21 protein-coding genes are annotated in these 23,468 nt (G+C 62.6%); 3 read left to right on the plus strand and 18 right to left on the minus strand.

Going from position 1 to position 23,468, the window contains the following annotated elements; genetic code table 11:
- Positions 1-70: 70 nt before the first annotated feature.
- The gene (locus FAY22_RS13425; RefSeq protein WP_146330675.1) at positions 71-1,477 is read right to left on the minus strand and encodes a mannose-1-phosphate guanylyltransferase/mannose-6-phosphate isomerase; all 1,407 of its coding nucleotides are present in this window, start codon (positions 1,475-1,477) and stop codon (positions 71-73) included.
- A 128-nt stretch (positions 1,478-1,605) separates the two neighbouring features.
- On the opposite strand from FAY22_RS13425, the gene FAY22_RS13430 reads away from it, so the two are divergent.
- Positions 1,606-2,427, plus strand: coding sequence for a symmetrical bis(5'-nucleosyl)-tetraphosphatase (locus tag FAY22_RS13430; protein WP_146330676.1), 822 nt, complete (start codon positions 1,606-1,608; stop codon positions 2,425-2,427).
- On the opposite strand, the gene FAY22_RS13435 is transcribed toward FAY22_RS13430, so the two are convergent.
- From FAY22_RS13435 to FAY22_RS13490, 12 genes are all read right to left on the minus strand, one after another.
- Complete coding sequence (locus FAY22_RS13435) at positions 2,406-3,170, minus strand: 1-acyl-sn-glycerol-3-phosphate acyltransferase (protein ID WP_146330677.1); 765 nt, start codon at positions 3,168-3,170, stop codon at positions 2,406-2,408. The two genes, FAY22_RS13430 and FAY22_RS13435, sit on opposite strands and share 22 nt — an antisense overlap.
- A 7-nt stretch (positions 3,171-3,177) precedes the next feature.
- Positions 3,178-4,464: a dihydroorotase gene (locus FAY22_RS13440; RefSeq protein ID WP_146330678.1), complete on the minus strand. Its 1,287-nt coding sequence runs from the start codon at positions 4,462-4,464 to the stop codon at positions 3,178-3,180.
- 3 nt (positions 4,465-4,467) lie between these two features.
- The gene (locus tag FAY22_RS13445) at positions 4,468-5,427 is read right to left on the minus strand and encodes an aspartate carbamoyltransferase catalytic subunit (RefSeq protein ID WP_146330679.1); all 960 of its coding nucleotides are present in this window, start codon (positions 5,425-5,427) and stop codon (positions 4,468-4,470) included.
- Positions 5,420-5,926: a bifunctional pyr operon transcriptional regulator/uracil phosphoribosyltransferase PyrR gene (gene pyrR, locus FAY22_RS13450; RefSeq protein ID WP_146333445.1), complete on the minus strand. Its 507-nt coding sequence runs from the start codon at positions 5,924-5,926 to the stop codon at positions 5,420-5,422. The genes FAY22_RS13445 and pyrR overlap by 8 nt, the downstream gene beginning before the upstream one ends.
- A complete protein-coding gene (ruvX, locus tag FAY22_RS13455) occupies positions 5,913-6,302 on the minus strand; it encodes a Holliday junction resolvase RuvX (RefSeq protein WP_146330680.1) in 390 nt (129 codons plus the stop codon). Before ruvX ends, pyrR begins: the two co-directional genes overlap by 14 nt.
- Positions 6,303-6,309: 7 nt before the next feature.
- A complete protein-coding gene (locus tag FAY22_RS13460; RefSeq protein WP_146330681.1) occupies positions 6,310-6,996 on the minus strand; it encodes a YqgE/AlgH family protein in 687 nt (228 codons plus the stop codon).
- A 79-nt stretch (positions 6,997-7,075) separates the two neighbouring features.
- Entirely contained in the window at positions 7,076-12,889 is a 5,814-nt protein-coding gene (locus FAY22_RS13465; RefSeq protein WP_146330682.1) for an Hpt domain-containing protein, read from the minus strand.
- Positions 12,890-12,983: 94 nt separating this feature from the next.
- The gene (locus tag FAY22_RS13470; RefSeq protein WP_146330683.1) at positions 12,984-15,308 is read right to left on the minus strand and encodes a methyl-accepting chemotaxis protein; all 2,325 of its coding nucleotides are present in this window, start codon (positions 15,306-15,308) and stop codon (positions 12,984-12,986) included.
- 44 nt (positions 15,309-15,352) lie between these two features.
- The gene (locus FAY22_RS13475; RefSeq protein ID WP_146330684.1) at positions 15,353-15,922 is read right to left on the minus strand and encodes a chemotaxis protein CheW; all 570 of its coding nucleotides are present in this window, start codon (positions 15,920-15,922) and stop codon (positions 15,353-15,355) included.
- 6 nt (positions 15,923-15,928) lie between these two features.
- Entirely contained in the window at positions 15,929-16,294 is a 366-nt protein-coding gene (locus tag FAY22_RS13480) for a response regulator transcription factor (RefSeq protein ID WP_146330685.1), read from the minus strand.
- A gap of 22 nt (positions 16,295-16,316) precedes the next feature.
- Positions 16,317-16,718, minus strand: coding sequence for a PleD family two-component system response regulator (locus tag FAY22_RS13485; RefSeq protein ID WP_146330686.1), 402 nt, complete (start codon positions 16,716-16,718; stop codon positions 16,317-16,319).
- Between the two features lie 155 nt (positions 16,719-16,873).
- Positions 16,874-17,026, minus strand: coding sequence for a rubredoxin (locus FAY22_RS13490; RefSeq protein ID WP_040042419.1), 153 nt, complete (start codon positions 17,024-17,026; stop codon positions 16,874-16,876).
- A 96-nt stretch (positions 17,027-17,122) separates the two neighbouring features.
- Between FAY22_RS13490 and FAY22_RS13495 the strand changes: the two genes are divergently transcribed.
- Together FAY22_RS13495 and hemL are read left to right on the plus strand one after the other, a co-directional pair.
- Positions 17,123-17,953: a hydroxymethylpyrimidine/phosphomethylpyrimidine kinase gene (locus FAY22_RS13495; protein WP_146330687.1), complete on the plus strand. Its 831-nt coding sequence runs from the start codon at positions 17,123-17,125 to the stop codon at positions 17,951-17,953.
- Between the two features lie 24 nt (positions 17,954-17,977).
- Complete coding sequence (gene hemL / locus FAY22_RS13500; protein WP_146330688.1) at positions 17,978-19,261, plus strand: glutamate-1-semialdehyde 2,1-aminomutase; 1,284 nt, start codon at positions 17,978-17,980, stop codon at positions 19,259-19,261.
- A gap of 48 nt (positions 19,262-19,309) precedes the next feature.
- Here hemL and corA read toward each other — a convergent pair whose 3' ends face one another.
- The 5 genes from corA to FAY22_RS13525 form a co-directional block, all read right to left on the minus strand.
- Complete coding sequence (gene corA, locus FAY22_RS13505; RefSeq protein WP_146330689.1) at positions 19,310-20,272, minus strand: magnesium/cobalt transporter CorA; 963 nt, start codon at positions 20,270-20,272, stop codon at positions 19,310-19,312.
- Positions 20,273-20,598: 326 nt separating this feature from the next.
- A complete protein-coding gene (locus tag FAY22_RS13510; RefSeq protein WP_146330690.1) occupies positions 20,599-21,003 on the minus strand; it encodes a hypothetical protein in 405 nt (134 codons plus the stop codon).
- A gap of 15 nt (positions 21,004-21,018) precedes the next feature.
- Positions 21,019-21,714 (minus strand): monofunctional biosynthetic peptidoglycan transglycosylase, encoded by a 696-nt coding sequence (mtgA, locus tag FAY22_RS13515; protein WP_146330691.1) that lies wholly within the window; start codon positions 21,712-21,714, stop codon positions 21,019-21,021.
- Between the two features lie 6 nt (positions 21,715-21,720).
- On the minus strand, positions 21,721-22,542 hold the full coding sequence (gene aroE / locus FAY22_RS13520) for a shikimate dehydrogenase (RefSeq protein WP_246860509.1): 822 nt from the start codon (positions 22,540-22,542) through the stop codon (positions 21,721-21,723).
- The gene (locus FAY22_RS13525; RefSeq protein ID WP_146330692.1) at positions 22,539-23,426 is read right to left on the minus strand and encodes a TonB C-terminal domain-containing protein; all 888 of its coding nucleotides are present in this window, start codon (positions 23,424-23,426) and stop codon (positions 22,539-22,541) included. The genes aroE and FAY22_RS13525 overlap by 4 nt, the downstream gene beginning before the upstream one ends.
- Positions 23,427-23,468: the final 42 nt, after the last annotated feature.

The raw sequence follows: 23,468 nt of genomic DNA on the forward strand, positions 1-23,468 counted from the left end.
TAATTGACGGTTGAGAGCTTACTGATACGCGCATTCCCTCTCCCGTCTGCCGGAGAGGGGAAAATTGGGCTCATGCCCTGCCGTAGGAATCCGAGAACCGGACGATGTCGTCCTCGCCCAGATAACTCCCGCACTGCACTTCGATCAGGACCAGGTCCGTGATGCCCGGATTCTCGAGGCGATGTCTGGATCCGATCGGAATGTAGGTGGACTGGTTTTGCGTCATCAGCGTTGTCGTGTCGCCCACTGTGATGTTGGCGGTGCCGAAGACCACCACCCAGTGTTCGCTTCGGTGGTGATGCATCTGCAGCGACAGCGACTGGCCCGGCTTGACCACGACGCGCTTGATCTTGAAACCCTGCCCCTCGCCGAGCACCGTATATGTGCCCCATGGGCGTACCGCCGTGCGATGAATCTTATGTGCCTCGTGCCCGCTGGCCTTGAGCCGGCTGACAACTTGTCGCACTTCCTGGCTCTTCGAGCGATCCGCCACCAGCAGGGCGTCGGGCGTGTCGATGACGACCATGTTTTCCAGGCCGATGGCTGCAACCAGCCGGTCCTTGGAATCGATGTAGGTGTTGTGGCTGTCGATGAGGATTGCGTCGGAGCCATGGACCTTGTTGCCGTTCTCGTCCGCCGGTGTGACGTCGGCCACGGCGCTCCAGGCGCCCATGTCGCTCCAGCCGAAATCGCCCGGAACGACAGCGATGTTTTTCGCCATTTCCATGACCGCGTAGTCGATGGAGATGTTTTCCAGCCGGGAAAAACTCGCATGCAGTTCGATCTTGTCGCCATCGGCCTTGGAATCATTCCACACCGTGCGCGCCGCTGCGAGCAGGGCTGGATTGTAGGATGCAAGCGCCTCGATGATGGTGCTCGCCTTGAAGCAGAATATGCCGCTGTTCCAGACGTAATTTCCCTGCTCCAGATAGGCGATGGCGGTCGCGGCATCCGGCTTTTCGACAAAGCGCTGCACCGCGTTTGCTTGCTGGCTGATCTGGCCACCCATTTCAATGTAGCCGTAACCGGTTTCCGGCGCAGTGGGGCGAATGCCGAACAACACCAGGAAGCCGTCGCGCGCCAGGGTGGCCGCATGTTCGGCGGCCGCCTGGAAAGAAGCCGTGTCCGTGATCAGGTGATCGGCGGGCATGACCAGCAGGCAGGCATTCGGGTCTTGCTCCGCCGCCCATAACGCGGCCAATGCAATCGCCGGCGCTGTATTGCGGCCGACCGGCTCAAGCAGGTAACGCGGCTTGATTTCCTGATTCGCCAATTCGTTCTGCGAGCGCAGGTAGTAGTCGCGATTGGTGACGATCAGCGGCGCGCAGTCGCCGCATACCACTTGCGCCCGCTCGACCGTTTTCTTCAGCAGGCTCTTGCCGTCGCCGATACGCATGAACGGCTTCGGATGCGCTTCACGGGATACGGGCCAGAGCCGGGTGCCAGCACCGCCGGAAAGAATGATGGGAGTTAACATGATATAAGTGAGCGTTGACGTGGCCGTTCAGGCCAATTGACACTCTCACTTTATAGAGCACGCCCCTGCCGCCCTTATTGTTATTGGACAAATGGCGTGACTGTTAATTTTTGCTAACAACTTTCTGCATGACAACTTACGCAATCGGAGATGTACAAGGGTGCCACGACCGGCTGGAAGAACTACTGCACGCGATCCGCGCCTCTTCCGCCGAGGCGCGGTTCATTTTTGTCGGCGATCTGGTCAACCGCGGGCCGCATTCGCTGGCCACGCTCAAACTGGTGCGTTCGCTTGGCGATGCGGCCCGCATCGTGCTCGGCAATCATGATCTGCACTTGCTGGCGGTTGCCCACGGCATTCGCGCCGCGCATCGCTCGGACACGCTAGATCCCATCCTGCAAGCGCCGGATCGCGATGAATTGCTTGACTGGCTACGCCGTCAACCGCTGGCGATTTTTGAAAACGGTCATTTGCTGGTGCACGCTGGCGTCGCTCCGCAATGGACCGCGCAGCAGACGCTGGAACTGGCTCAGGAAGTCGAAAGCGTCCTGCGCGGCCCACAATGGGTGGACTTTCTGCGTCAAATGTACGGCAACACGCCGGCCAGATGGGATGACGGCTTGCAGGGGGCCGACCGACTGCGCTGCATCGTCAATGCATTGACGCGCCTTCGCTTCTGCACGGCGGACGGGACGATGGACCTGGCTTCCAAGGGAACGGAAACCGAACTGCCGGGCTACATGCGGTGGTTCGAGGTACCTGGCCGCAAGACAGAGAATGTGACCGTCGTATTCGGGCATTGGTCGACGCTGGGATTGATCATGCGCCCCAATTTGATCAGCCTTGATACCGGCTGTTTATGGGGCGGCAAGCTGAGCGCGGTGTGCCTGGAGGACCGCCGCCCGATTCAGGTCGATTGCCCGCAGTATCAGCGGCCGGGCAGTATTTGACGTTGCGGCGATTGCTCGTAACCGAGCGCCTGCGCGATGGAAGCGCGGGCCATGTCGGCAAGTTCGCGGCGATGAGAAGCCGCGCCGGTCGGGATCGGCGGCAGCACGATCAAATGCGCCGTCATTTCCCCCGCGCGCAGGATCGACAGCACGCTCTGCACGAACGTCATGTCATTGATGAAGTCGGCGGCCGGGTGCAGTTGGCCGCAGCTGTCGACGTAGCGCAATGCGAAAGGCTGCACGGAAACTTCGGCTTCGACGGCGGCCTCGAACAGGTTGGCATGGAATGGCAGCAGCGTGCCCTGGGCCGCTGTTGTACCCTCGGGGAAAAACGCGACGTGCTCGCCGGCGTGCAGGCTGGCCACCAATCCCTGGTAAATCCGCCGCACGTCACGCAGCTTGCCGCGTGAAATGAAAATCGTACCCACCTGGTCGCTCAGCCAGCCGATCAGCGGCCAGCCGCGAATGTCGGATTTGGCGACAAAACGGCATGGATGCAGGGCGTTGATGACGAAGATATCCAGCCAGGACACATGGTTGGAGACGATGAGCGCGCGGCTTGCCTCGCGCACGCCGACATCCTCGAACCGCACCTGCACGCCGCACAGCGCGAGCAAGCTGACCGACCAGCGCTTGATGCGAACGATGCGTGCCTGCGTGCCGATGAACGGAAAGATCAGCGCGCAGGTGCCCAACCCGGCGAACAGGTGCAGCACGATGCGCAGCAAGCGGAAGGCGACCATGCGCTGCTTAACGTTCGAACGCGATATGGCCGGCGACGATCGTCGTGGTCACCCGCCCCGTCAGTTCGTAGCCGAGGAAAGGCGTATGCTTGCCCTGGCTGGCCAGCGCCTTGGCATCGACCTTCCAGCGCGCCTGCGGATCGAACACGCACACATCGGCCACGCTGCCGACCGACAGGCGCCCGCTGGCGAGCCCTGTTACGCGCGCGGCATCGGATGTCACTTTCGCAAGCGATTTCAGCAGCGGCTGCTGCGACTTGTCGATGCACTCATCAGCCCACTTCAGCGCCAGCGACAGCAGCAGTTCGAGCCCGGTCGCGCCGGGAGACGCCTCGCCGAATGGCAGCAGCTTTTCATCGTTGTCGACCGGCGTGTGGTCGGAGCAGATCGCATCGATGGTGCCGTCGAGCAGCGCCTGCCGGATCGCATCGCGGTCGCGCTGCGAACGGAATGGCGGCGTGACGCGGGCGTTGGAGTCGAAGTAGCCGATATCGACCTCGGTCAGATGCACGTGATGGGCGCCGACATCGCAGGTCACCGGCAGTCCCTCTTTCTTCGCAGCGCGCACCAGATCCAGCCCGGCCGCCGACGACAGGCGGCACAGGTGGACGCGCACGCCGGTGGCGCGCATCAGTTCGAAAATCGTGTGCAGCTGGATCGTCTCCGAGATCACCGGCACGCCGGACAGTCCCAGGCGCGACGCCACCGGGCCGCTGTGCGCGATGCCGTTGATGCCGAGATAAGGGTCCTGCGGACGCAGCCAGACGGTATAGCCGAAGGTTTGCGCATACTGCATCGCGCGCATCAGCACCGTCGTATCCAGGACCGGATGGTCGGCTTGGGAAAAGCCGATGCAGCCGGCTTCGGTCAGCTCGGCCATTTCCGTCAGCGCCTCGCCCTTCAGGCCGGCGGTCAGCGCACCGAGCGGATAGACGTGCGCCTGGTTCAGCCCCTTGGCGCGATGCTTGAGCATTTCAACCAGCCCCGGCTCGTCGAGCACCGGGTCAGTATCCGGCGGGCAGACCAGGCTGGTCACGCCCCCCTGCATCGCGGCCTGCATTTCGGACTCCAGCGTCGCCTTGTATTCGTAGCCCGGCTCGCGCAGGCGCGCGCTCAGATCGACCAGGCCGGGCGCTACGATCTTTCCAGTGGCATCGATGGTCTTGCCAGCAGCAAACCCCGCAGGAGCATCTCCGATGCCGACCACCTTGCCGCCAGCGATGAAAACATCCTTTTGCGCATCGATACCGTTGGCCGGGTCGATCAGACGGCCATTCTTGATATGGATTTTCATTGATTAATTTCCCGCCAAAATACTCATCACCGCCATGCGTACTGCGATGCCGAAGGTCACCTGCGGCAGGATCACCGCCTGCGCGCCATCCGCCACGGCGGAATCGATTTCGACGCCGCGGTTCATCGGTCCCGGATGCATCACGATCGCGTCCGGCTTGGCTAGCGCCAGGCGCTCCGGCGTCAGGCCGTAGCTCTTGAAGAATTCCTGCGCGGACGGCAGCAAGGCGCCGCTCATGCGCTCGTTCTGCAGGCGCAGCATGATGATCACGTCGACGCCCTTCAGGCCTTCGTTGATGTCGGTGAAGACGCGCACGCCCATCTGCTCCAGGCCGCCCGGCAGCAGCGTGCGCGGGCCGATCGCGCGCACTTCCGGCACGCCTAGCGTGGTCATCGCGTGGATGTCGGAGCGCGCCACGCGGCTATGCAGGATGTCGCCCACGATGGCCACCGTCAAATTGGTGAAGTCCTTCTTGTAGTGCCGGATCGTGTACATGTCGAGCAAGCCCTGCGTCGGATGCGCATGGCGGCCGTCGCCGGCATTTACCACGTGTACGTGCGGTCGGTTGGTGTCGACCAGGTGCTTGGCGATCAGGTAGGGCGCGCCGGATTGCGCATGACGCACGACGAACATGTCGGCATGCATGGCGGCCAGGTTGTCGATCGTGTCGAGCAGGGACTCGCCCTTGCTGGTGCTCGATGCCGAGATGTTCAGGTTGATCACGTCGGCCGACAGGCGCTTGGAAGCAATCTCGAAGGTCGTGCGGGTGCGGGTCGAATTCTCGAAGAACAGGTTGAACACGCTCTTGCCGCGCATGAGCGGGACCTTCTTGACCTCGCGGTCGCTCACGCTGACGAAGGACGAGGCAGTATCGAGAATGTGGGTGATGATCGCCTTGGGCAGGCCTTCGATGGTGAGCAGATGCTGCAGCTCGCCGTTCTTGTTCAGTTGCGGGTTAAGCATGGTCCACCGTCAGGGAGAAGCGGCCGTCGTCGGCGCGTTGCAGTACGAGTTGCTGGTCATTGGAAAGGGACACGGTGTCGGCCACGAAGTCCGCGGCAATCGGCAGCTCGCGCCCGCCGCGGTCCACCAGCGCCGCCAGCATGATCCTGGCCGGGCGGCCATAATCGAACAGCTCGTTGATCGCCGCGCGCGTGGTGCGGCCGGTGTAGAGCACGTCATCCACCAGCACGATGGTCGCGCCTTCGACCTCGAACGGGATCTGGGTCGGCTTGACCTCGGCGTGCAGCCCTTTTTCCGCATAGTCGTCGCGGTAAAACGAGACGTCGATGAAGCCCAGGCGGTCCTTGAGCTGCAATTCATCGGCCAGCCGCTCGGCCAGCCAGGCGCCGCCGGAATAGATACCGACGATGGCGGTGTTCTGGGCATCGGCAAGGCCGGCTTTGACGCGTTGCGCGAGCACCTGGTACAGGGCTTCGGCGTCGAAATCAGGATTCGGCATAGTCATTGAAGTATTGTTGCAAAATGATGGCAGCAGCTTCGGCGTCGATCAGCTGGCCGCGCTGCTGGGAAATTACCGCTGAAGAATAACGCTCGTCGACCAGTGCCGTTGCCACGCCAAACCGTCCATTCAGTTGATTGGCGAAGCGCCGGCAACGCACTGTCATTTCATGCTCGGTGCCGTCCGGATGGCTCGGCAAGCCGACCACGCAGGTTTTCGGCTGCCACTCCTTGATGAGCGTGGCAATGGCGGCGAATTTCGCCTCGTTGGTCGGCGCGGCGATCACGATGAGCGGCTGCGCCTGCCGGAGCAGGGTATTGCCGACGGCAACGCCGATGCGCTTCAAGCCGAAATCGAAACCAAGTACCGTTTCCACTCAGCTCTCACGCGTGCCCTGCTTCGCCGGCCAGCGTTGTCGGATCGATGCCCAGCAATTTCATTGCCGCGGCAAAACGCTCCTCGATCGGCACGTCAAAAATAATGGAGGGGTCGGCGCGCACGGTCAGCCAGCCGTTGCGCACGATTTCTTCTTCCAGCTGCCCGGCGCTCCAGCCGGAACAGCCGAGCGTCACCAGCATGCGCTGCGGTCCGTTGCCCGCCGCGACCGTTTCCAGTATGTCCTTGGAGGTCGTCAGCGCAATCTCGTCGGTGACCTTCATCATCGACGCATACCCGCCGTGGGGTGCGTGCAGCACGAAGCCGCGCTCGACCTGCACCGGCCCGCCGAACAGCACCGGCTTGCCGCCGACCGGCGCCCTGCCCGGCACGTTTTCCAGCGTGAGTTCTATGCGCTCGAACAACACGTCCAGTGTCATGTCAGTCGCCTTGTTGATGATGACGCCCAGCGCGCCGTCGGCATTATGCTCGCACAGGTAAACCACCGTGCCGCCGAAGATCGGATCGAGCATGGATGGCATGGCGATCAGAAAATGATCGACGAGGTTGAGCTCGATAGCGGGACTGGCTGCGGAAGACGAGGACAAATCGGGCGTATCCCGGGAAGATCCGGGTGGGGAGCGGAACGAGCCGATCTTGCTCGCTTTCTTGCTTGCTTTCACCATAATGGACATTTTAACAGTTTTGGCAGCAGCCCCTTGAAAAACAAAGGCCCGCAACAGCGCGGGCCTTTGTCCAGACGGGAAGCAGGCGTTACGCTACCGGCGCTTCCTTGTTCACGTACCCGGCGATCAGTCTCAGCAATTCCTCTTCCTGGTAGGGCTTGCCGAGATATTCGTTGACGCCGAGTTCGAGCGCATAGTTCCGATGCTTGCCTGCGGTGCGCGAGGTAATCATGATGATCGGAATTTGCCGCGTGCGTTCGTCGTCGCGCACGTTGCGCGTCAAATCGAAACCGTCCATGCGCGGCATCTCGATATCGACCAACATCACATCCGGCGTCACCGATTGCAAGTGTTCCAGCGCATCCACGCCGTCCTTGGCCTGCACCACCTGATAGCCTTCGCGCGTCAGCAGGCGCTGCGTCACGCGCCGCACCGTCAGCGAATCGTCCACCACCATCACGATGTGCTGGCGGCGCAAACCCTGTACCGGCGCGGAGCCCGGCGCCTGTGGCGACGGATCGTGCGGCGCCATTTCCGCCACCGCTCCCATGCTTGCCGGAGCGTCGGACGGCAGGATGCGCGGCGCGCGCATGTTTTCATACGCGGCCCGCTGCGCCAGCGGCACCGGGTTAAGAATCAGCACGATATCGCCGGAACCGAGCACGGTCGCGCCAGCAATGCCGATCATGCGCGATAGTTGCGGACCGATGTTCTTGACCACCACTTCCCGGTTGCCGAGCACCTCGTCGACATGGATGGCAACCCGGTCGCTGCCGCTCTTGAGGATCAACAGCGGCGAATAATGCTGCGAGGCCGACGAAGCAGCCGTATCACCGAGCAGCGCCGGCAGGTAATGCATCGGCACGCGCGCCCCCTGCCACACCACCGCGCCATCGTTATAGGCGGCGGCCAGCGCATTGGTCTTGAGCTGCTGTACCTGTTCCACCAGCACGGACGGCACCGCATAGGTCTTGCCGCCCGTGGAAAGCAGCACGACCTGGGTCACCGCCAGCGTCAACGGCAGGTGGATCGTGAAACGCGTGCCCGCCCCCGGCTCCGACCATGTCGACACCCGGCCACCCAGCGCGGCGGCCTCGGAACGGACCACGTCCATGCCGATGCCGCGCCCGGCGAGTTCGGTCACCTGATCGGCGGTGGAGAAGCCGGGATGGAAGATCAGTTCCCGCACTTCATCGTCGGACATCTCGCCGTCCCCGGATAGCAGGCCAATGCGTTTGGCCTTGTCGCGGATCAGCTCGACGCTCAAGCCCTGGCCGTCGTCCGAGAACTGGATGACGACCTCGTTGCCTTCCTGCCGGATCTCGACCAGCAGTTCGCCTGTTTCGCTCTTGCCGGCCGCACGGCGCGCCTCGCGCGATTCGATGCCGTGCGCGACCGCGTTGCGCAGCAGGTGCTCGAACGGACCTGTCATTTTCTCCAGCACGCCACGGTCGATTTCCACGGCACTACCGCGAATGTCGAGGTTGACGCGCTTGTCGACTTCCTTCGCGGCCTGGCGCGTGACGCGGAACAAACGCTCAGAAATACTGGCGAATTGCACCATACGCACCCGCATCAAGTCCTGCTGCAGCTCGCGCGTCAGGCGCGCCTGGGTAATCAGGTCGCCGGCGGCGCTGTCGAGCGTGCGGGACAGATTCTGGTGCACCGACCCGACGTCGTTGACGCTCTCGGCCATCATGCGGGTCAATTCCTGCAGGCGGGTGAAGCGGTCGAACTCAAGCGGATCGAATTCGCGGTCGGCGGACGATCCCATGTGCGAGGCGATCTGCGTTTCTGCCTGCATTTCGATTTCGCGCAACTGGTCGCGCAGGCGCGACACGTTATCGGTCAGCTCGGACAGCGACTGGCGCAGCGTACCGACCTCCGTTTCCAGCTTGGAACGGGAGATGGAGACCTCGCCGGCCTGGTTCACCAGGCGGTCGAGGATGTCGGAGCGCACCCGGACAAGTTGTGCCGGCGTCGCCGGCATGGCAGCTGTGCGGGCCGTCGTAATGGGCGTCGGCGCAATCTTGCCTGCCTGTAGCGGCATCAACGGCGCCAGCACGACCGGCTCGTGCATGGCCGGCGCAACGGGCGCCGGTTGCGCGACGGGGGCTTGCACCGCCTGCGGGTTGTGCAAATGCTCGAACATCTGCAAGCCATGGTCGTAACGAACCAGCAAGTCGTCCAGCGCGACCGCCGAAGGCGCACCGAGATGCATCAGGTTTTCGACACGGGTTTCCATGTCGTGCAAATGCTGGCCGAGTCCCATCGCGCCCGCCATGCGCGCGCTGCCTTTGAGCGTATGCAGCTGACGCAACAGTGACTGTGGGAGCTCGCCGTTGGCCGGCTGCTCCTGCCATGACCGCAGCGCCGCCCCCATCTGCGGGAAAATGTCGCGGCCTTCTTCGAAAAACACCGGCAGCAGATCGGCGTCCAGCTCATCCTTGGGCAGCGCCGCCTCCGCCGGAGCGCCGCTTGCACCGGCAAAAACCGGTTCCGCAACAGGCGCGGCTTCGGGCGCGGGCTTTGCGGATAAAGCGCCGACCGGCTCGTCCTCCGGCTCGGGTTCCTCCTCTTCCTGCGCATCGATGGCAGCATGCAGATCCGAACGCCGCTCGATATCCTGCTGCACGCTGCGCAGCAGGCGGGCGAACTCCGGCTGGTATGCCGGCATTTCCCCGAGCGCGAACTTTTGCAGCATCAGCTTGAGGCGCTCGACGCTTTGTTCCAGCGCGTCGAATTCATGCGGCAGCAGGCGTACCGGCTTGCGCGAAAGCAGTTGCAATACCATTTCCAGCGCATGCGCCGCTTCCTGCAGCGAAGTAAAGCCGACGGTAGCGGAACTGCCGGCGAGCGAATGCGCGGCATGGACCGACTGCACACTGACTTCGCGCTCCGGTTCATGCCGCCATTCGGCCATGTCCTGTGCCAGTGTCCTGACCAGCTCGTCCGTCTCGGCCAGGTAAATGTTGTACAACGGGACGCTGATTTCCAGATCGCCAATCCGCTTGACCGTGTCGTTCGGCTTGACCTCGGGCGCTTGCAGAGTCGGGAACTCGATGACTTCCGCAATCGATGCCAATGGCGCAGTCGCGCTGGCGTTTTCCACCACGGGAAGTTCCGGCGGCAGGCTTTCGCTCGTCGCCGGCTCGAACATCGCCAAGTCGGCCTCGGACAACTGGATTTCTTCCGCCACGGGTAAATCCGGCAGGGCGTCCGGTACCGGTTCGGCGAAACTTGCTTCCGCAATGACCGGCGCTTCCCCGACACTGTCATCTGGGAACCCCGTCTCCGACGAGAATGCCGGCAACGCATCCGGCGCAGACACCTCGTCCGGCACAGCCGGTTCCACCGCCTGCAGCGTCGCGGCGCTGTCCTCGAACACGAAGCTGCCGCCCTCCTTCACCCGCTCGGCGGCAGCCACCAGTGCATGCTGGGTCTGGCCCGACTTGCCGGATTCCTTCAGGTCTCGCACCCATGCGGCGAGAATGTCCGCCGCCTTTTCCAGCAATGCGTACAGGTCGGCGTCACCGCCGCGCCCGTCCGCCAAGCGCAGATTCAGCACTTGCTCGATGCTCCATGCGGCTTCACCGAACGCGACCAGGCCGACCATGCGGCTACTGCCCTTGAGCGTATGGAAGGACCGCCGCAACGTCGTCAGATGCTCCTGGTTGTGCGGCGCATTGCGCGACTGCGGCAGCGTTTCGCCGACGGCTCCCAGCACTTCCTCCGCTTCGAGCAGGAAGATGTCGAGCAATTCGGCGTCGATCGCTTCATCGCTGGCAGGCGCCACCAGTGGCGGCAATGCCGGCGCAGATGCCGCTGGGGCGGGCGCCGCCGCCGAGATGATCTTTGCCAGCGCTTCCTGCGACGGCTGGAAATCCGGGCTGGCAAGGAGCTCGATGCCGGTACGCGCCGAATCGGTCGCCTCCGGCATGTCGATCAGCGCCGCGTCGAGCCGGATCTGCTCCAGCGATTCCTTCAGCTGCTCCTGCAACACAGGGTTGTCGGGCTGCTCCGTAAGTGACTTGGCCAGTTCGGCGGTCTGCTGCCGGTGCAGCGCCAGTTCATTCTCCACCGTCAGCACCGGCACCTCGGGCTCGGACGGTGCTTCGGGCTGTGCCGGCACCTCCACCACGAACTCGGCGTCATCCTCGGCTGGCTTGGGTTCGATCAGATTCGCACGAAAGGAGCAGCTCCGGTCATCGAACGAAAAGCGCTTCTTCGCGCTGTCCGGCTGATGCTGTAGCGTTTCGATGAAAAAGCTCAGCGCGCCGACATTCTGCGCGACCTGCTGGAATTCCTGCTCGGCTGGCGGTTGCGCATCGGCCGCCGCAAAGCGCCGTACCGCCGCCCGCGTATGCCCGACCGTGCGCGCCGCGTCGTCCTGGTCGAGCACGACCAGCGCGCCCTCGATCTGGTGCAGCACCGAATCAAGCTGTCCCAGCGGATCGCGCTGCGACGGATCGCGGAAGTACTCGTCGAGCATCTTCTCGACCTGGCGCAAACTGGTTTGCATTTCCCCGGCCAGCGCCGCAATGGTTTGACGCTGCTGCGCCTGGCGCGACATGTCGTCGAGCCAGGGCGCGGATTCGGCCGGCGTCTCGCCCGCCACCACGGCCAGCAATCTGGCGGTCATCGCGTCGGCGCGCTCGGCGAAGTTTTCCGGCAAGCGCCCGATGTTGTTCAGCGCATTCTCGACAAACAGCAGGCTGGTCGCCATTTCCAGGCCGAGCGCTTCCCCCGGCTTGGCGTGCGCGGCATGGCGCGCGATGCCCTTGAGTTCGCGCAGCAGCTTGGTCAGCGAGGGCGAGTTCAGCCTGGACCCGGCATCGGCCAGCATGCGCATTTCATGTTCGAACGATTCCGCCACGCTGGCGTCGCCGCCGGCAATCCGGTTCCAGATGTTCTTCGCCTGCGACAGACGCTCCTTAGCCGAGGCCAGCGCGTCGACGTCGATCTGGCCGTAGCGCTTCTGGTCGTAGTCGACCGGCACCATGCCGTCGAGCCGGTAGGCGGCACGGATCTGTTGCGCGCGCGGCGACGGATTTTTCGTCTTGGCGATAAAGAAAAGCGCGTCGCGCAGCAACCGCTCGGCAATGCTGGAGGAACCTTGCGACAGGCGTCGTATCTGCAGGTTGATACGGGCAAACAGCTGCTTGACGTAGATTTCGTTCTGAATCTGGCCCGCCGCCACCGCTTCCGCGAAACCATGCATCACCCACCAGAAACTGCGGGCTTGCTGCTGGCCTTGCATGCGCTCGATTTCGCCGACCAGGTCGCGCATGGCCGAGGCCGTGGCCCGCTCCGCCGCTGGGTCAGTGCTTTTCAGGAAAGGCAGCAGCGCTTTCTCGAAACGCTTGCGCATGCCCACGTACTGCTCAGGCGAGGCGGCATCGGCCGACTCCGTCACCGGCAGCTGCGGACGAATCGCCAGGTTGGGGAAAAACAGGTCGGCCGGATGAATCCGCTCGGCGCCGCGCGCTTCCAGCAATGCGCGGTAATACGGAAACAGGCGCACCGGCTGATGCGGCACGCCGGAAAGGAGCTCGTCGAGGTACTCGATCAGGGCCGTATAGCCGTTGCCGATAGCCTCCGCCAGCGCCGAGCCGAGCGGCAGCTGGCCGGCATCGACGCGCTCCAGCAAGTCCTCGACCGTTTCGGTGATGATGGCGACGCCGTCGACATCGACGATCTGCAACGCGCCGTGCGCCTGGTGCAGGTAGGATTTCGCATGGCGCAGCGATGTCGCCTGGCTTTCCGCATCCTGCGTCACCGCTTCATGCAGCGCGGCTTTGGAGCGGTTGAGTGCTTCGCGAATCTCGCCGATCACCCAGGACAGCGGCCCGGTATCGAAGTCCCGGGCGCCTTGCGGGGAGGCGGAAGAAGGGGTAGTCATGACTGCCTCGCGGGTTCAAAAAGCGGCATGCCGCAACATCGGCACGCCGCCAAGCATCACTAGAGAGCCTGTGCAGGCCGACAATGGATCGGAATCAGGCCGTCACGCGGAAACGCGACACCGAATTCTTGAGCTCTTCGGCCAGCTTGGACAGCTCGCGAATCGACTCTGCCGTTTGCTGGGTACCCTGCTGCGTCTGCTCGGTCACCGTCAGGATGTTTTGAATGTTGTGGGCCACGCCGTTGGCGGAGGTCGCCTGCTGCTCGGTCGCGGCGGAAATGCTCTGGATCAGGTCAGCCAGGCGGTTCGACACGCTGCGGATCTCAGACAGCGCGGCGCCGGCCGCGTCGGACAGCTTGGCGCCTTCCACCACGCCCTGGGTCGATTTTTCCATCGCCGCCACCGCATCGTGCGTGTCGGTCTGAATCGTGCGCACCAGTGCGCCGATCTGCTTGGTCGCCTCGCCGGAACGTTCCGCCAGGCGCTGCACCTCTTCCGCCACCACCGAGAAGCCGCGGCCGGCCTCGCCGGCGGACGCCGCCTGAATCGCCGCATTCAGCGCCAGCACGTTGGTCTGTTCGGTAATGTCGGAAATCAGTTCGGTGATTTCGCCGATCTCCTGCGACGATTCGCCCAGGCGCTTGATGCGCTTGGAAGTTTCCTGAATCTGCTCGCGGATTTCGTTCATGCCCTTGATCGCGTCTTCCACCGCGCGCGTGCCCTGTTCCGCGGCGCTCACCGACTGGCGCGCCACCTCGGCCGATTCGTTGGCAGACTTGGAAACGTCGGTAATCTGTGCCGCCATTTCGAGCACCGCCTGGCCGGTTTCCTGGATTTCACGCGACTGCTTCTGGGATGCGACCAGCAGCTCGTTGGAGATGTTCTGCGCCTGGTTCGACGCGGAAGTCACCTGCTCGGCGGTCTTCGTCACGCGGCCGACCAGGCCGCGCAATTCTTCCACCGTGTAATTCACCGAGTCGGCGATCGCGCCGGTGATGTCTTCCGACACCGTTGCCTGCACCGTCAGGTCGCCGTCCGCCACTTCCTGCAATTCGTTCATGAGCCGCAGAATCGCGGCCTGGTTCTGGTCGTTGGCGCGCTTGGCTTCCTCTTCCTGGCGCTGTGCCTGCAGACGCTGCTCGTCCGCTTCCTGACGGCGCTGGTCCGCTTCCTTGGTGCGGTTACGGCTGTCCTGCAGCAGGACCAGCGCAGTGCCGACCGCCGATGTCAGCGCCAGCAGTGCAAATCCCACCATCAGCCAGAACGACCAGTGCAGCGAATCTTCCTCCGCACGGTAGGATTTCTGCAGGTTGGTGATGCGCTGCTTGAGGCTTTCGTTCTCGGCGAAGATCAGTTGCTCTGCCTGTTTCGCGGCAATGAAGTTCTGCAGATTGCCGAGGATGGATGCCACCGATTTCTGGTATTCCGCAAATGCGTTCTTCAGCTCGGTCAGCTTTTCGCGCGTATCCGGTTCCTTGGTGGCGGACAGGCGCAGCACTTCGCTGCCGCTGAGGAAGCCTTCGGTAATGTCGCGGAACGTATTCGTGTCCTTGCCGAGCAAGAACGCGGTTTCCGGGTTCACGCCTTCCGACGTCAGGAATTCATTGGCGCTGCGCCCCAGGCGCTGGGTCAGCATCACCAGCTGGCCGGCGGCCGAAATTTCGCGCGGCGAGGCTCCGGCCTGCGCCTTGAGCGTGGCGATCTGCTCGGTCAGTTCCAGCAATGTCGGCGACAGTTCGTTCAGTTTTTGCAGCGTGGTGCCGAAACCGGTCAGTTCCTTCTTCATTTTCAGGATGGTTTCGGCGGCCTTGTCGGAGCTGCTCCAGGTTTTCTGGGCATCCTTCAGCATCGCTTCCATCGAGGCATTGGGCCGGTCGATCTCGCGTCCCTGGTACTCGCCGCCCTTGGACAGCACGCTCAGGTCGCGGTTGAATTCCTTGCGGCTCTCCTCCAGCTGCTTGAACGCTTCCGGGTTACCCTGGATCGCGTTCGGCGCCGCCTTACCGATACGCTGCGAGTGCATCAGCGCGTCACCTGCGATCTGGGTCTGGGTCGAGGCCAGGATCGAATGATTGGAGTTGAACCACACGAGGCCGGCGCTCAGCACCAGCGAGCCGCCCAGCAGCATCAGCAGGATGCGCACCTGCTCCTGCAGCGGCATCGCGCCGATGATCGGCAGGCGAATGTCGCCCGTCTTCTGCAGCGCATCGCCGATGAAGGTCGCATTCGGATTGCGCATGATCGTCGTCGGCCCGGGCGCCGCGCTGCCGATCATGCTTTCCATTGTGGCGTCTTGCGCCATGACCGTGGCAATCCCCGCGTGGTCACCAGCCGCAACAGGGGCGTGTCCCGGCGTAGCGGCTCCCGCAGCCAGTCCCTCCTTGTTGCCTTTGGAAAAGAACGGAAGATTAATCGCCATCACTGAGTCTCCTAATTGTTATTCGGCAGCCGGCCGTCAATGGGTTACAGCCCGACATGCAAAAAACGTGGGTCTTGTACGATGAAAGAAAGATTGAGTTCGGTCCAGACGTGCGCATCGCGATCGACATAGCGTTGCGCGGCCCAGGGAAAATCGGCGGCGCCAGGCTGCGAGGTCATTTCCTCCACATTGCGCAAGCCCATGACGCGTGACACCAGCAAGCCGCAGTTGAAGCCGAGCGCCGGGGCAAATGCGACGATCCGGCTCTCCTTGTCGACCGGCGTGGGCGGCATGCCGCTGAAATGCGCGAGGTCGACCACGCTGATCAGGTTGCCACGGATATTGGTCAAGCCCAAAAACCAATCCTGCGTCAGCGGCACCTTGGCGATGGTGCCGATCGAAACGATTTCGCCCGCATCCTGCAGATTCAGCAGCCACCGGCTCTGGCCGATCATCACGCCGAGTTGCCTGGCGTGGGCCGTCGCGCCGCTGCTTGCAGCCTGCATGCGCTCCACCAGCTGCGTCTGGAATTCGCGTAGGCGGGTACGGCGCGCACCGGAATCGGCCGTCTTGGCTGCGAGTCCGGAGTTCAGATCCGAAGGGGATTGGGTCATGGCGACCTAGCCGAGCGCGGCGATTTTCGACAGCAGTTCCTGCGGATCGACCGGCTTGACGATGTAGTCGCGCGCGCCCTGGCGCAAACCCCAGATGCGGTCGGTTTCCTGGCCTTTGCTGGTGCAGATAATGATCGGCACGTTTTGCGTTTCCGGATCCTTGGCGATGGCGCGCGTGATCTGGAACCCGTTCTGGCCGGGCATCACGACGTCCATCAGGATCAGTTGCGGCTTGTCCGCCTTGACTTTCGCCATGGCCTCTTCACCGTTTTCAGCGGTGGATACGGAAAACCCGTTCTTCACAAGGATATCGGTAAGGAAATAGCGCTCGGTGGGGGAATCGTCAACCACGAGAATTTTCTGTATCGGCATTGTTAACCTTCATGTCGAGAAATTACTTGGCAAGCGCTTGAGCGGTGTATTCGCGCACCGTCTTGAGCAAACTGTCTTTGGTAAAGGGTTTGGTGAGATAAGCGTCGGAGCCGACCATGGCTCCGCGTGCCCGGTCGAACAGCCCGTCCTTGGACGACAGCATGATGACCGGCGTGGAATGGAATTTCGCGCTTTTCTTGATCAGCGCGCAGGTCTGGTAGCCGTCAAGACGCGGCATCAGGATGTCACAAAAAATCAGGGCTGGCTTGTGGTCGTTCATTTTGGCGAGGGCGTCGAAGCCATCCTCGGCAAGCACAACCTGGTAACCAGCCTGCCCCAAGAAAATTTCTGCTGAACGACGAATCGTGCTGCTATCGTCGATCACCATGATCTTGAGACTGGCGTTATCCGCTGATGTTGTCATGACGTAATCCCAATAATCTTCTGCCCAATATACGGCCCAACTGTAACAAAAAGCAAGATGCTTTAAAACAAGGTGTTACTCTCAGTTACGCCTAACGTGGCTTTTATGCGAAAGTTAGCGGGATTACAACTGCATTTGCTGCAAAGCGTCAAAGCTTAAATAGCAACCATCTCGAAATCTTCCTTGCGCGCGCCGCATTCCGGGCATGTCCAATTCATCGGCACATCCTCCCAGCGCGTTCCCGGTGCAATGCCCTCTTCCGGCAGGCCGGCCGCCTCGTCATAAACCCAGCCGCAAATCAGGCACATCCAAGTCTTGTATTCGATCGTCGTTTCGTTGTTACTCACAGTTGACTGCCCTTCAATCAAGTAAAATGCAAAGTCGAATATCTTAATCTACCGGCCGTGCAAAACCAAACCTCCCCTCTCATTCTGACTTTCGGCGCCACAGATCCTATCGGCGCGATCGGCATACAGGCGGACCTCGCGTCATTCGCGGCAATGGGATGCCATGGCTTGTCGGTGGTCACGTCGCTATTGATCGGCGACACGGCGCGCATCGAAGACATCCAGATGATCGACGCCGACTGGGTGGCCGATCAGGCCCGCATCGTGCTGGAAGACATGCCCGTGACGGCATTCAAGGTCGGCACGCCGGGCAGCATGGAAAGCGTCACCGTGATCGCGGAGATCGTGTCCGACTATCCCGACGTCCCACTGATCCTCGACCCGTTCATCTCGGCCATTCCCGACCAGGGACCGGACAGCGAAGACATGCTGGTCGCCATCCGCGAGCTGCTGATTCCGCAAACCACGCTGTTTCTGGCATCGGCCGTGGAACTGTCGCGCCTGGCCGAGACCTGGCGCGAACCGTCGGGCGAAGACATGCTGCCGCTGGACGTCATGCGCCTGATCGACATGGGCTGCGAATACGTCTTCGTCACCGGCACTCCCTCCGACGTGCATGACGTCGCCAATTCCCTGTTCGACGAATCGGGCCTGCTGCGCCAGGATAGCTGGCAGCGATTGCCCGGCTCCTTCAGCGGCGCCGGCAGCACCCTTTCCGCGACGATTGCGGCAATGCTCGCCAACGGCGTCGACGTGCCGGAGGCGGTGTTCGAAGCACAGGAATTCACGCACGCGGCGCTATCCCACGCGCACCGTCTCGGCATGGGCAAGCTCACGCCCGACCGCTACTTCTGGGCGCGCGAGCCCGACAGCGATTCAACCCAGTAATTCCCTCTCACCATCCTTTTTAATATGACATCCAGGAACGACACCCTTTTTGCACGGGCGCAGATCAGCACCCCGGGCGGCGTCAACTCGCCGGTACGCGCATTCCGCTCGGTCGGCGGCTCGCCGCGTTTCATCACGCGCGCCGAAGGCGCCTACTTCTGGGACGCCGACGACAAGCGCTATATCGATTACATCGGCTCGTGGGGCCCGGCCATCGTCGGCCACGCGCATCCCGACGTCATCAAGGCAGTACAGGAGGCGGCCGCGCGCGGACTGTCCTTCGGCGCCCCGACCGAAGGCGAGATCGACATGGCCGAGGAAATCTGCCGCATCCTGCCTTCGGTCGAGCAGGTGCGACTGGTATCGTCCGGCACCGAAGCAGCGATGAGCGCATTGCGCCTGGCGCGCGGCGCGACCGGCCGCGACAAGATCATCAAGTTCGAGGGCTGCTATCACGGCCACGCCGACTCCCTGCTGGTCAAGGCCGGCAGCGGGCTGCTCACCTTCGGCAACCCGACCTCGGCCGGCGTGCCGGAAGACTTTGCCAAGCATACACTGGTACTCGACTATAACGATCCGCAACAACTGGAAGACGTGTTCGCGAAGATGGGCAGCGAAATCGCCTGCGTGATCGTCGAACCGGTGGCCGGCAACATGAACCTGGTGCGCGCTACGCCGGAATTCCTGCAAGCGATGCGCCGCCTGTGCTCGCAGCATGGCTCCGTGCTGATTTTCGACGAAGTGATGTGCGGCTTCCGCGTCGGCCTGGGCGGTGCGCAAACGCTGTTCGGCATCACGCCCGACCTGACGGTAATGGGTAAAGTCATCGGCGGCGGCATGCCGGTGGCGGCCTTCGGCGGACGCAAGGATTTGATGAAGCACCTGGCGCCGCTGGGCCCGGTCTACCAGGCGGGCACCTTGTCCGGCAATCCGGTAGCCGTCGCAGCCGGCATGGCCACGCTGAAACTGATCCAGAAGCCTGGCTTCTACGAGTACCTTTCGGCGCAAACCGCCAAGCTGGCGCAAGGTTTGTCGGCGGCGGCCAAGGATGCGGGCATCGCGTTCTGCGCCGACTCGGTGGGCGGCATGTTCGGCCTGTATTTCGCGCCGAGCATCCCGGGCAGCTATGTCGAGATGATGGCCTGCGACAAGTCCCGGTTCAACACGTTCTTCCATGCCATGCTGGATCTCGGCGTGTATCTCGCGCCGTCCGCGTTCGAAGCCGGATTCGTATCGGCGCAGCATGACGACGCGGTGATCGATGCCACCATCGACGCAGCGCGCAAGGCGTTTGCATCCCTGAGCTAAACCGGCCCTTCGCATGTCCGCGCAGAGAATGCGCGGACATCGCCCTCCTCAGAGCCAGCCGCGCCGGCGGAAATACCAGAACGGCACGACCGCGCTGGCCACCATCAACCCCAGCGCGAACGGATATCCCATATCCCATTGCAACTCGGGCAGAATCTTGAAGTTCATGCCGTAGATACTGGCGATGAGCGTCGGCGGCAGGAACGCGACCGACGCCACCGAGAAGATCTTGATGATCTTGTTCTGGTTGATGTTGATGAAGCCGACGGTGGCATCCATCAGGAAGTTGATCTTGTCGAACAGGAAGGCGGTATGGCCGTCGAGCGATTCGATGTCGCGCAGGATCTGCCGCGCCTCTTCGAACTGTTCCGAATTGAGCAGGCGGCCGCGCATCAGGAAGCTCACCGCACGGCGCGTATCCATCATGTTGCGCCGAATGCGGCCGTTCAAGTCTTCTTCCTGCGCGATCGCATTCAGGGCCGCCGCCGCATCCTGGTCGTTCAATTCCTTTTGCAGCACGCTGCGGCTGACGTCTTCCAGGCTCTGGTAGATGCCTTCGAGCGCATCGGCCGAGTATTCGGCGTCGGTGGCGTACAGGTCGAGCAGCACATCCTTGTAATCGCCGATCGATCCGGGCCGCGAGCGCGCGCGCATGCGCACCAGCCGAAACACCGGCAAGTCGTCGGTGTGCATCGAAAACAGCATGTTTTTCGCGAGGATGAACGCGACCGTCACGACCCGCGAAGGGCCGTCATCCTCTTCGAGCAGGAAATCGGTACGCAGGTGCAAGTCGCCGTTTTCCGCTTCGTAATAGCGGGCGGAGGCCTCGATATCCTTGACTTCGTCTTCGCCCGGCAGGGTCACGCCATAGATGCTCTTCACCCATGCGCGCTCCTCGTCGTTCGGATCGGTCAGATCGACCCATACCGGGGCCGATCGCTCCAGGTCGAGCCTGCTTTCGATATTGACCTGATTCAACCGTCCGTTCTGCAAGACGAAAACATTAATCATGTGCTCTCCCGGCCATGCGTGTCATGACATGGCCCTCCCATGACGGGTAGCCATGGGTTGATTGAATGACAGGGAGCGCGACCATCTGGATAGTCAGGACGCGCCGCCCACCGGCTGTCGGCTATCGGCGAGTGGCGCTTTGAGACGGTAAAGCACTAGCTTGCCGATCGATTGTCCGCTGATGGCTGACAAGTTGTACTGGGACTACCCAAGTCGGGTCTCCGGAAACAAAAACAGCGCAAGTGTACTGATAACGATAGCGGCAAGCAAGGGTCATCGGAAGGGGGTGCGTCGATTCGCCCAATGCCTGATTTATGTCCGCAACCTCAGCGCTGCATGGCCTTCTCGATCGCCTTGTCCCGCAGCGATTCCGGCATGTCGCTCCGCCGTAACGCCGGCGGCGCCTTCGGCGCTTCGATGCCTTTGGTGTCCTGTAATTCAAGCTGGCGGCTAGTCGGATTTCCGGCGCCGCATTCCACGTTGGAATAGATCACTTTGCCGTCGACCTGGCATTTACGGATTGCCGCGGATTTGTCCCGCCCGGCCTGCGCAGCGGTAGCTTGCAGGGCTTGTCCGGCATCGGTGCGCCGAGCGCGTTGCCAGGCGTCGCCGAACAGGTTGCGTTCATGGTGCATCGACAGCAGCGTGCCGACCGCCATCAGGGTCACCACACCGACGATAACGGCGGCCCAGAACAGGCTCAACTCGCCGCGCTGGTACTTCATGTCCATCCACGCCCTCCGCTGTCAGGGAAGCTCGGCCGCGCCCATGCGGCGCAGGATCAGGTTGGTGCGGCGCGCCAGATAGGTCGAGGCACGGTTCTTGTCGTAGTAGCGCGGGCGCGGCAGCATGACGGCCAGCCGCGCGGCCTGGGCCGCGCTCAGGCTTGCGGCGGACGTGCCGTAGTAATGCCGGGCCGCGGCCTCGGCGCCGAACACGCCGTTGCCCCATTCAACGACATTCAGGTAAATCTCGAAGATACGCTCCTTATCCATCAGGAATTCGAGCATGTAGGTGATCACGACTTCCTGCGCCTTGCGTGCATAGCTGCGGTCGCCCGACAGGAACAGGTTTTTCGCCAGTTGCTGGGTGATCGTGGAGCCGCCGGCGACCACCTTGCCCTTCCGTGAATTCTTCTCGTACGCCTTTTGCAGCGCGTCCCAGTCGATCCCCTCATGCTCGGAGAAATTCGAATCCTCCGAGGCGATGATGGCGCGCTTCAGGTTGTTCGAGATGTGGTCGTACGGCACCCACTTGTGCTGCAGCTGGGCATCGGGATTCTTTTCGCGCAGCACCGAAAGCTGGCGCCGCATGAAACTGGTCGAGTCAGGATTGTGGTCCACCCACCACCAGATCTGGATGAAGAAAAACAGCTGCATCACCAGCACGAACAGCACCGGCACCAGGACAAGCCACAGCAATAGCTTGCGCAGCGTCTTCATGCGGCGTCAGAGCGCCGCGCGCAGTTCGGCGTACACCGGCGCCGTTTCCGGCCGCACGCCGCGCCAGACGTAAAAGGCTTCGGCCGCCTGCTCCACCAGCATGCCGAGCCCATCGCGCACGACGGCGCCATGCTGCGCGGCGAAGCGCATGAAAACGGTCGGCCCAGCGCCGTACATCATGTCGTAGGCGAATGCGCTTTCGCCGAAGACGGCCGGCGCAATAGGCGGCACATCGGCGCTCAGGCTGGCAGACGTCGCATTGATCACGATATCGAAGGGCTCCTGCAAGGCTTCAAAAGAGCACGAACGCACATTGCCCTTGCCGGCGAACTGTTGAACCAGTTCATCGGCCTTGGACAGGGTGCGGTTGGCGATCACCAGCTGCGCCGGCCGCTGCTGCAGCAGCGGCAGCAGCACGCCGCGCGTCGCCCCGCCGGCGCCGAGCAGCAGGAGCTTTTTCCCGCCGATGTCGACGCCAGCATTGCGAACGATGTCGTTGACCAGGCCGATGCCGTCGGTGTTGTCGCCGGCGATCTGGCCATCGGCAAACGTCAGCGTATTGACCGCCCCGGCCGCCTGCGCGCGCTCGGTATGCGAGGCGGCAAGGGCATAGGCTTCCAGCTTGAACGGCACCGTCACGTTGGCGCCCTTGACGCCCCGCCCGATCAGCTCCCGCACGGTCCGCTCGAAGCCGTCGAGCGGCGCGAGAATACGCTCGTAGACCATGTCCTGGCCGGTCTGCGCGGCGAAGCGCGCATGGATTTCTGGCGATTTGCTGTGCGCGATCGGGTTGCCGATGACGACGTAACGGTCCACTGGTCCGGTCAATTCATTCCCTCCCGCATGGTCGCCTGCAAGCCTTCGCGCGTGAAGTCGAACAGCGCGGTCATTACCCAGACATCGCCCCGCGACGAACGCATGTTCTGCGGGAAGACGCCAAACGGCGCCGAACGGCGGATGATGCGCTTGGCAGCCTCATCGAGCGCCGGATTGCCGGAGGGACGGTCGATGGTGATGCCGTTGTCGCCGTCGGCGCCGTACAGCTTCCCGTCCTGGAACACCGAGATCGAAATCATCACCTTGCCATACAGCGGCTTTCCATCCTTCTGCGGGAAGTTCAGGGTGCCGATCTGCTCGATGCGGCGGCGCACGCTGTCGTAATACATCGCATGGCCGACTTCGCGAGTGCTCGGCGAGATGAAGGTTTTCTTCGGGCGCTTGTTCTCGTCCTCGATGCGCTTGGCGATCTCTGCCTCGCGCCGCATGATTTCGCGCGCGCTCTCGGCCATGTCGGCGCCATCCGGCTGCGCCTGCGCATCCGGACGGCGCTGGTCCTTCACCGGCGCCGACTTGAAGTGCGCCTTTTTATTCAGCTGGGTCAGCATGCGCTGCTGCTTTTCGAGTTCCTCGATGCGGCGCTGCAGCGCCTTCATCGCTTCACCGTCTTCGCTCTTGCGCATGTCCGGCAAGGGCGATGTGGCGCGCCCCTTCTCGGCATTGCCGCCGCCATCGAGATTGGCTTGCGCCAGCGCGTCGGCCTTGAGCGGCTTCCTGTCATGCTTGGCGTTGACGAGAATGACTTCCAGGCCAGGGTCGACCGGCTTGAAGCGGAAGGCATCGGGCGCGGCGAATCGCACTGCCAGCAACGCGCCGTGCAACAGCACCGAGGCCGCCACGGCGATGGACAACGTGCGGTTTTGATCAAATAGCATTACGCGTAAACAAGACGGCGATTGCAGAAGGATGGAATTTTA

It is taken from the genome of Noviherbaspirillum sp. UKPF54 (assembly GCF_007874125.1).
Taxonomy (GTDB): domain Bacteria; phylum Pseudomonadota; class Gammaproteobacteria; order Burkholderiales; family Burkholderiaceae_D; genus Noviherbaspirillum.

What these genes read in the sequence shown, in the direction of transcription:
- FAY22_RS13425 (WP_146330675.1), bottom strand. Translation starts at nt 1,477, where the DNA reads ATGTTAACTCCCATCATTCTTTCCGGCGGTGCTGGCACCCGGCTCTGG.
- FAY22_RS13430 (WP_146330676.1), top strand. Translation starts at nt 1,606, where the DNA reads ATGACAACTTACGCAATCGGAGATGTACAAGGGTGCCACGACCGGCTG.
- FAY22_RS13435 (WP_146330677.1), bottom strand. Translation starts at nt 3,170, where the DNA reads ATGGTCGCCTTCCGCTTGCTGCGCATCGTGCTGCACCTGTTCGCCGGG.
- FAY22_RS13440 (WP_146330678.1), bottom strand. Translation starts at nt 4,464, where the DNA reads ATGAAAATCCATATCAAGAATGGCCGTCTGATCGACCCGGCCAACGGT.
- FAY22_RS13445 (WP_146330679.1), bottom strand. Translation starts at nt 5,427, where the DNA reads ATGCTTAACCCGCAACTGAACAAGAACGGCGAGCTGCAGCATCTGCTC.
- pyrR (WP_146333445.1), bottom strand. Translation starts at nt 5,926, where the DNA reads ATGCCGAATCCTGATTTCGACGCCGAAGCCCTGTACCAGGTGCTCGCG.
- FAY22_RS13460 (WP_146330681.1), bottom strand. Translation starts at nt 6,996, where the DNA reads ATGTCCATTATGGTGAAAGCAAGCAAGAAAGCGAGCAAGATCGGCTCG.
- FAY22_RS13465 (WP_146330682.1), bottom strand. Translation starts at nt 12,889, where the DNA reads ATGACTACCCCTTCTTCCGCCTCCCCGCAAGGCGCCCGGGACTTCGAT.
- FAY22_RS13470 (WP_146330683.1), bottom strand. Translation starts at nt 15,308, where the DNA reads ATGGCGATTAATCTTCCGTTCTTTTCCAAAGGCAACAAGGAGGGACTG.
- FAY22_RS13475 (WP_146330684.1), bottom strand. Translation starts at nt 15,922, where the DNA reads ATGACCCAATCCCCTTCGGATCTGAACTCCGGACTCGCAGCCAAGACG.
- FAY22_RS13480 (WP_146330685.1), bottom strand. Translation starts at nt 16,294, where the DNA reads ATGCCGATACAGAAAATTCTCGTGGTTGACGATTCCCCCACCGAGCGC.
- FAY22_RS13485 (WP_146330686.1), bottom strand. Translation starts at nt 16,718, where the DNA reads ATGACAACATCAGCGGATAACGCCAGTCTCAAGATCATGGTGATCGAC.
- FAY22_RS13490 (WP_040042419.1), bottom strand. Translation starts at nt 17,026, where the DNA reads ATGTGCCTGATTTGCGGCTGGGTTTATGACGAGGCGGCCGGCCTGCCG.
- hemL (WP_146330688.1), top strand. Translation starts at nt 17,978, where the DNA reads ATGACATCCAGGAACGACACCCTTTTTGCACGGGCGCAGATCAGCACC.
- corA (WP_146330689.1), bottom strand. Translation starts at nt 20,272, where the DNA reads ATGATTAATGTTTTCGTCTTGCAGAACGGACGGTTGAATCAGGTCAAT.
- FAY22_RS13510 (WP_146330690.1), bottom strand. Translation starts at nt 21,003, where the DNA reads ATGGACATGAAGTACCAGCGCGGCGAGTTGAGCCTGTTCTGGGCCGCC.
- mtgA (WP_146330691.1), bottom strand. Translation starts at nt 21,714, where the DNA reads ATGAAGACGCTGCGCAAGCTATTGCTGTGGCTTGTCCTGGTGCCGGTG.
- FAY22_RS13525 (WP_146330692.1), bottom strand. Translation starts at nt 23,426, where the DNA reads ATGCTATTTGATCAAAACCGCACGTTGTCCATCGCCGTGGCGGCCTCG.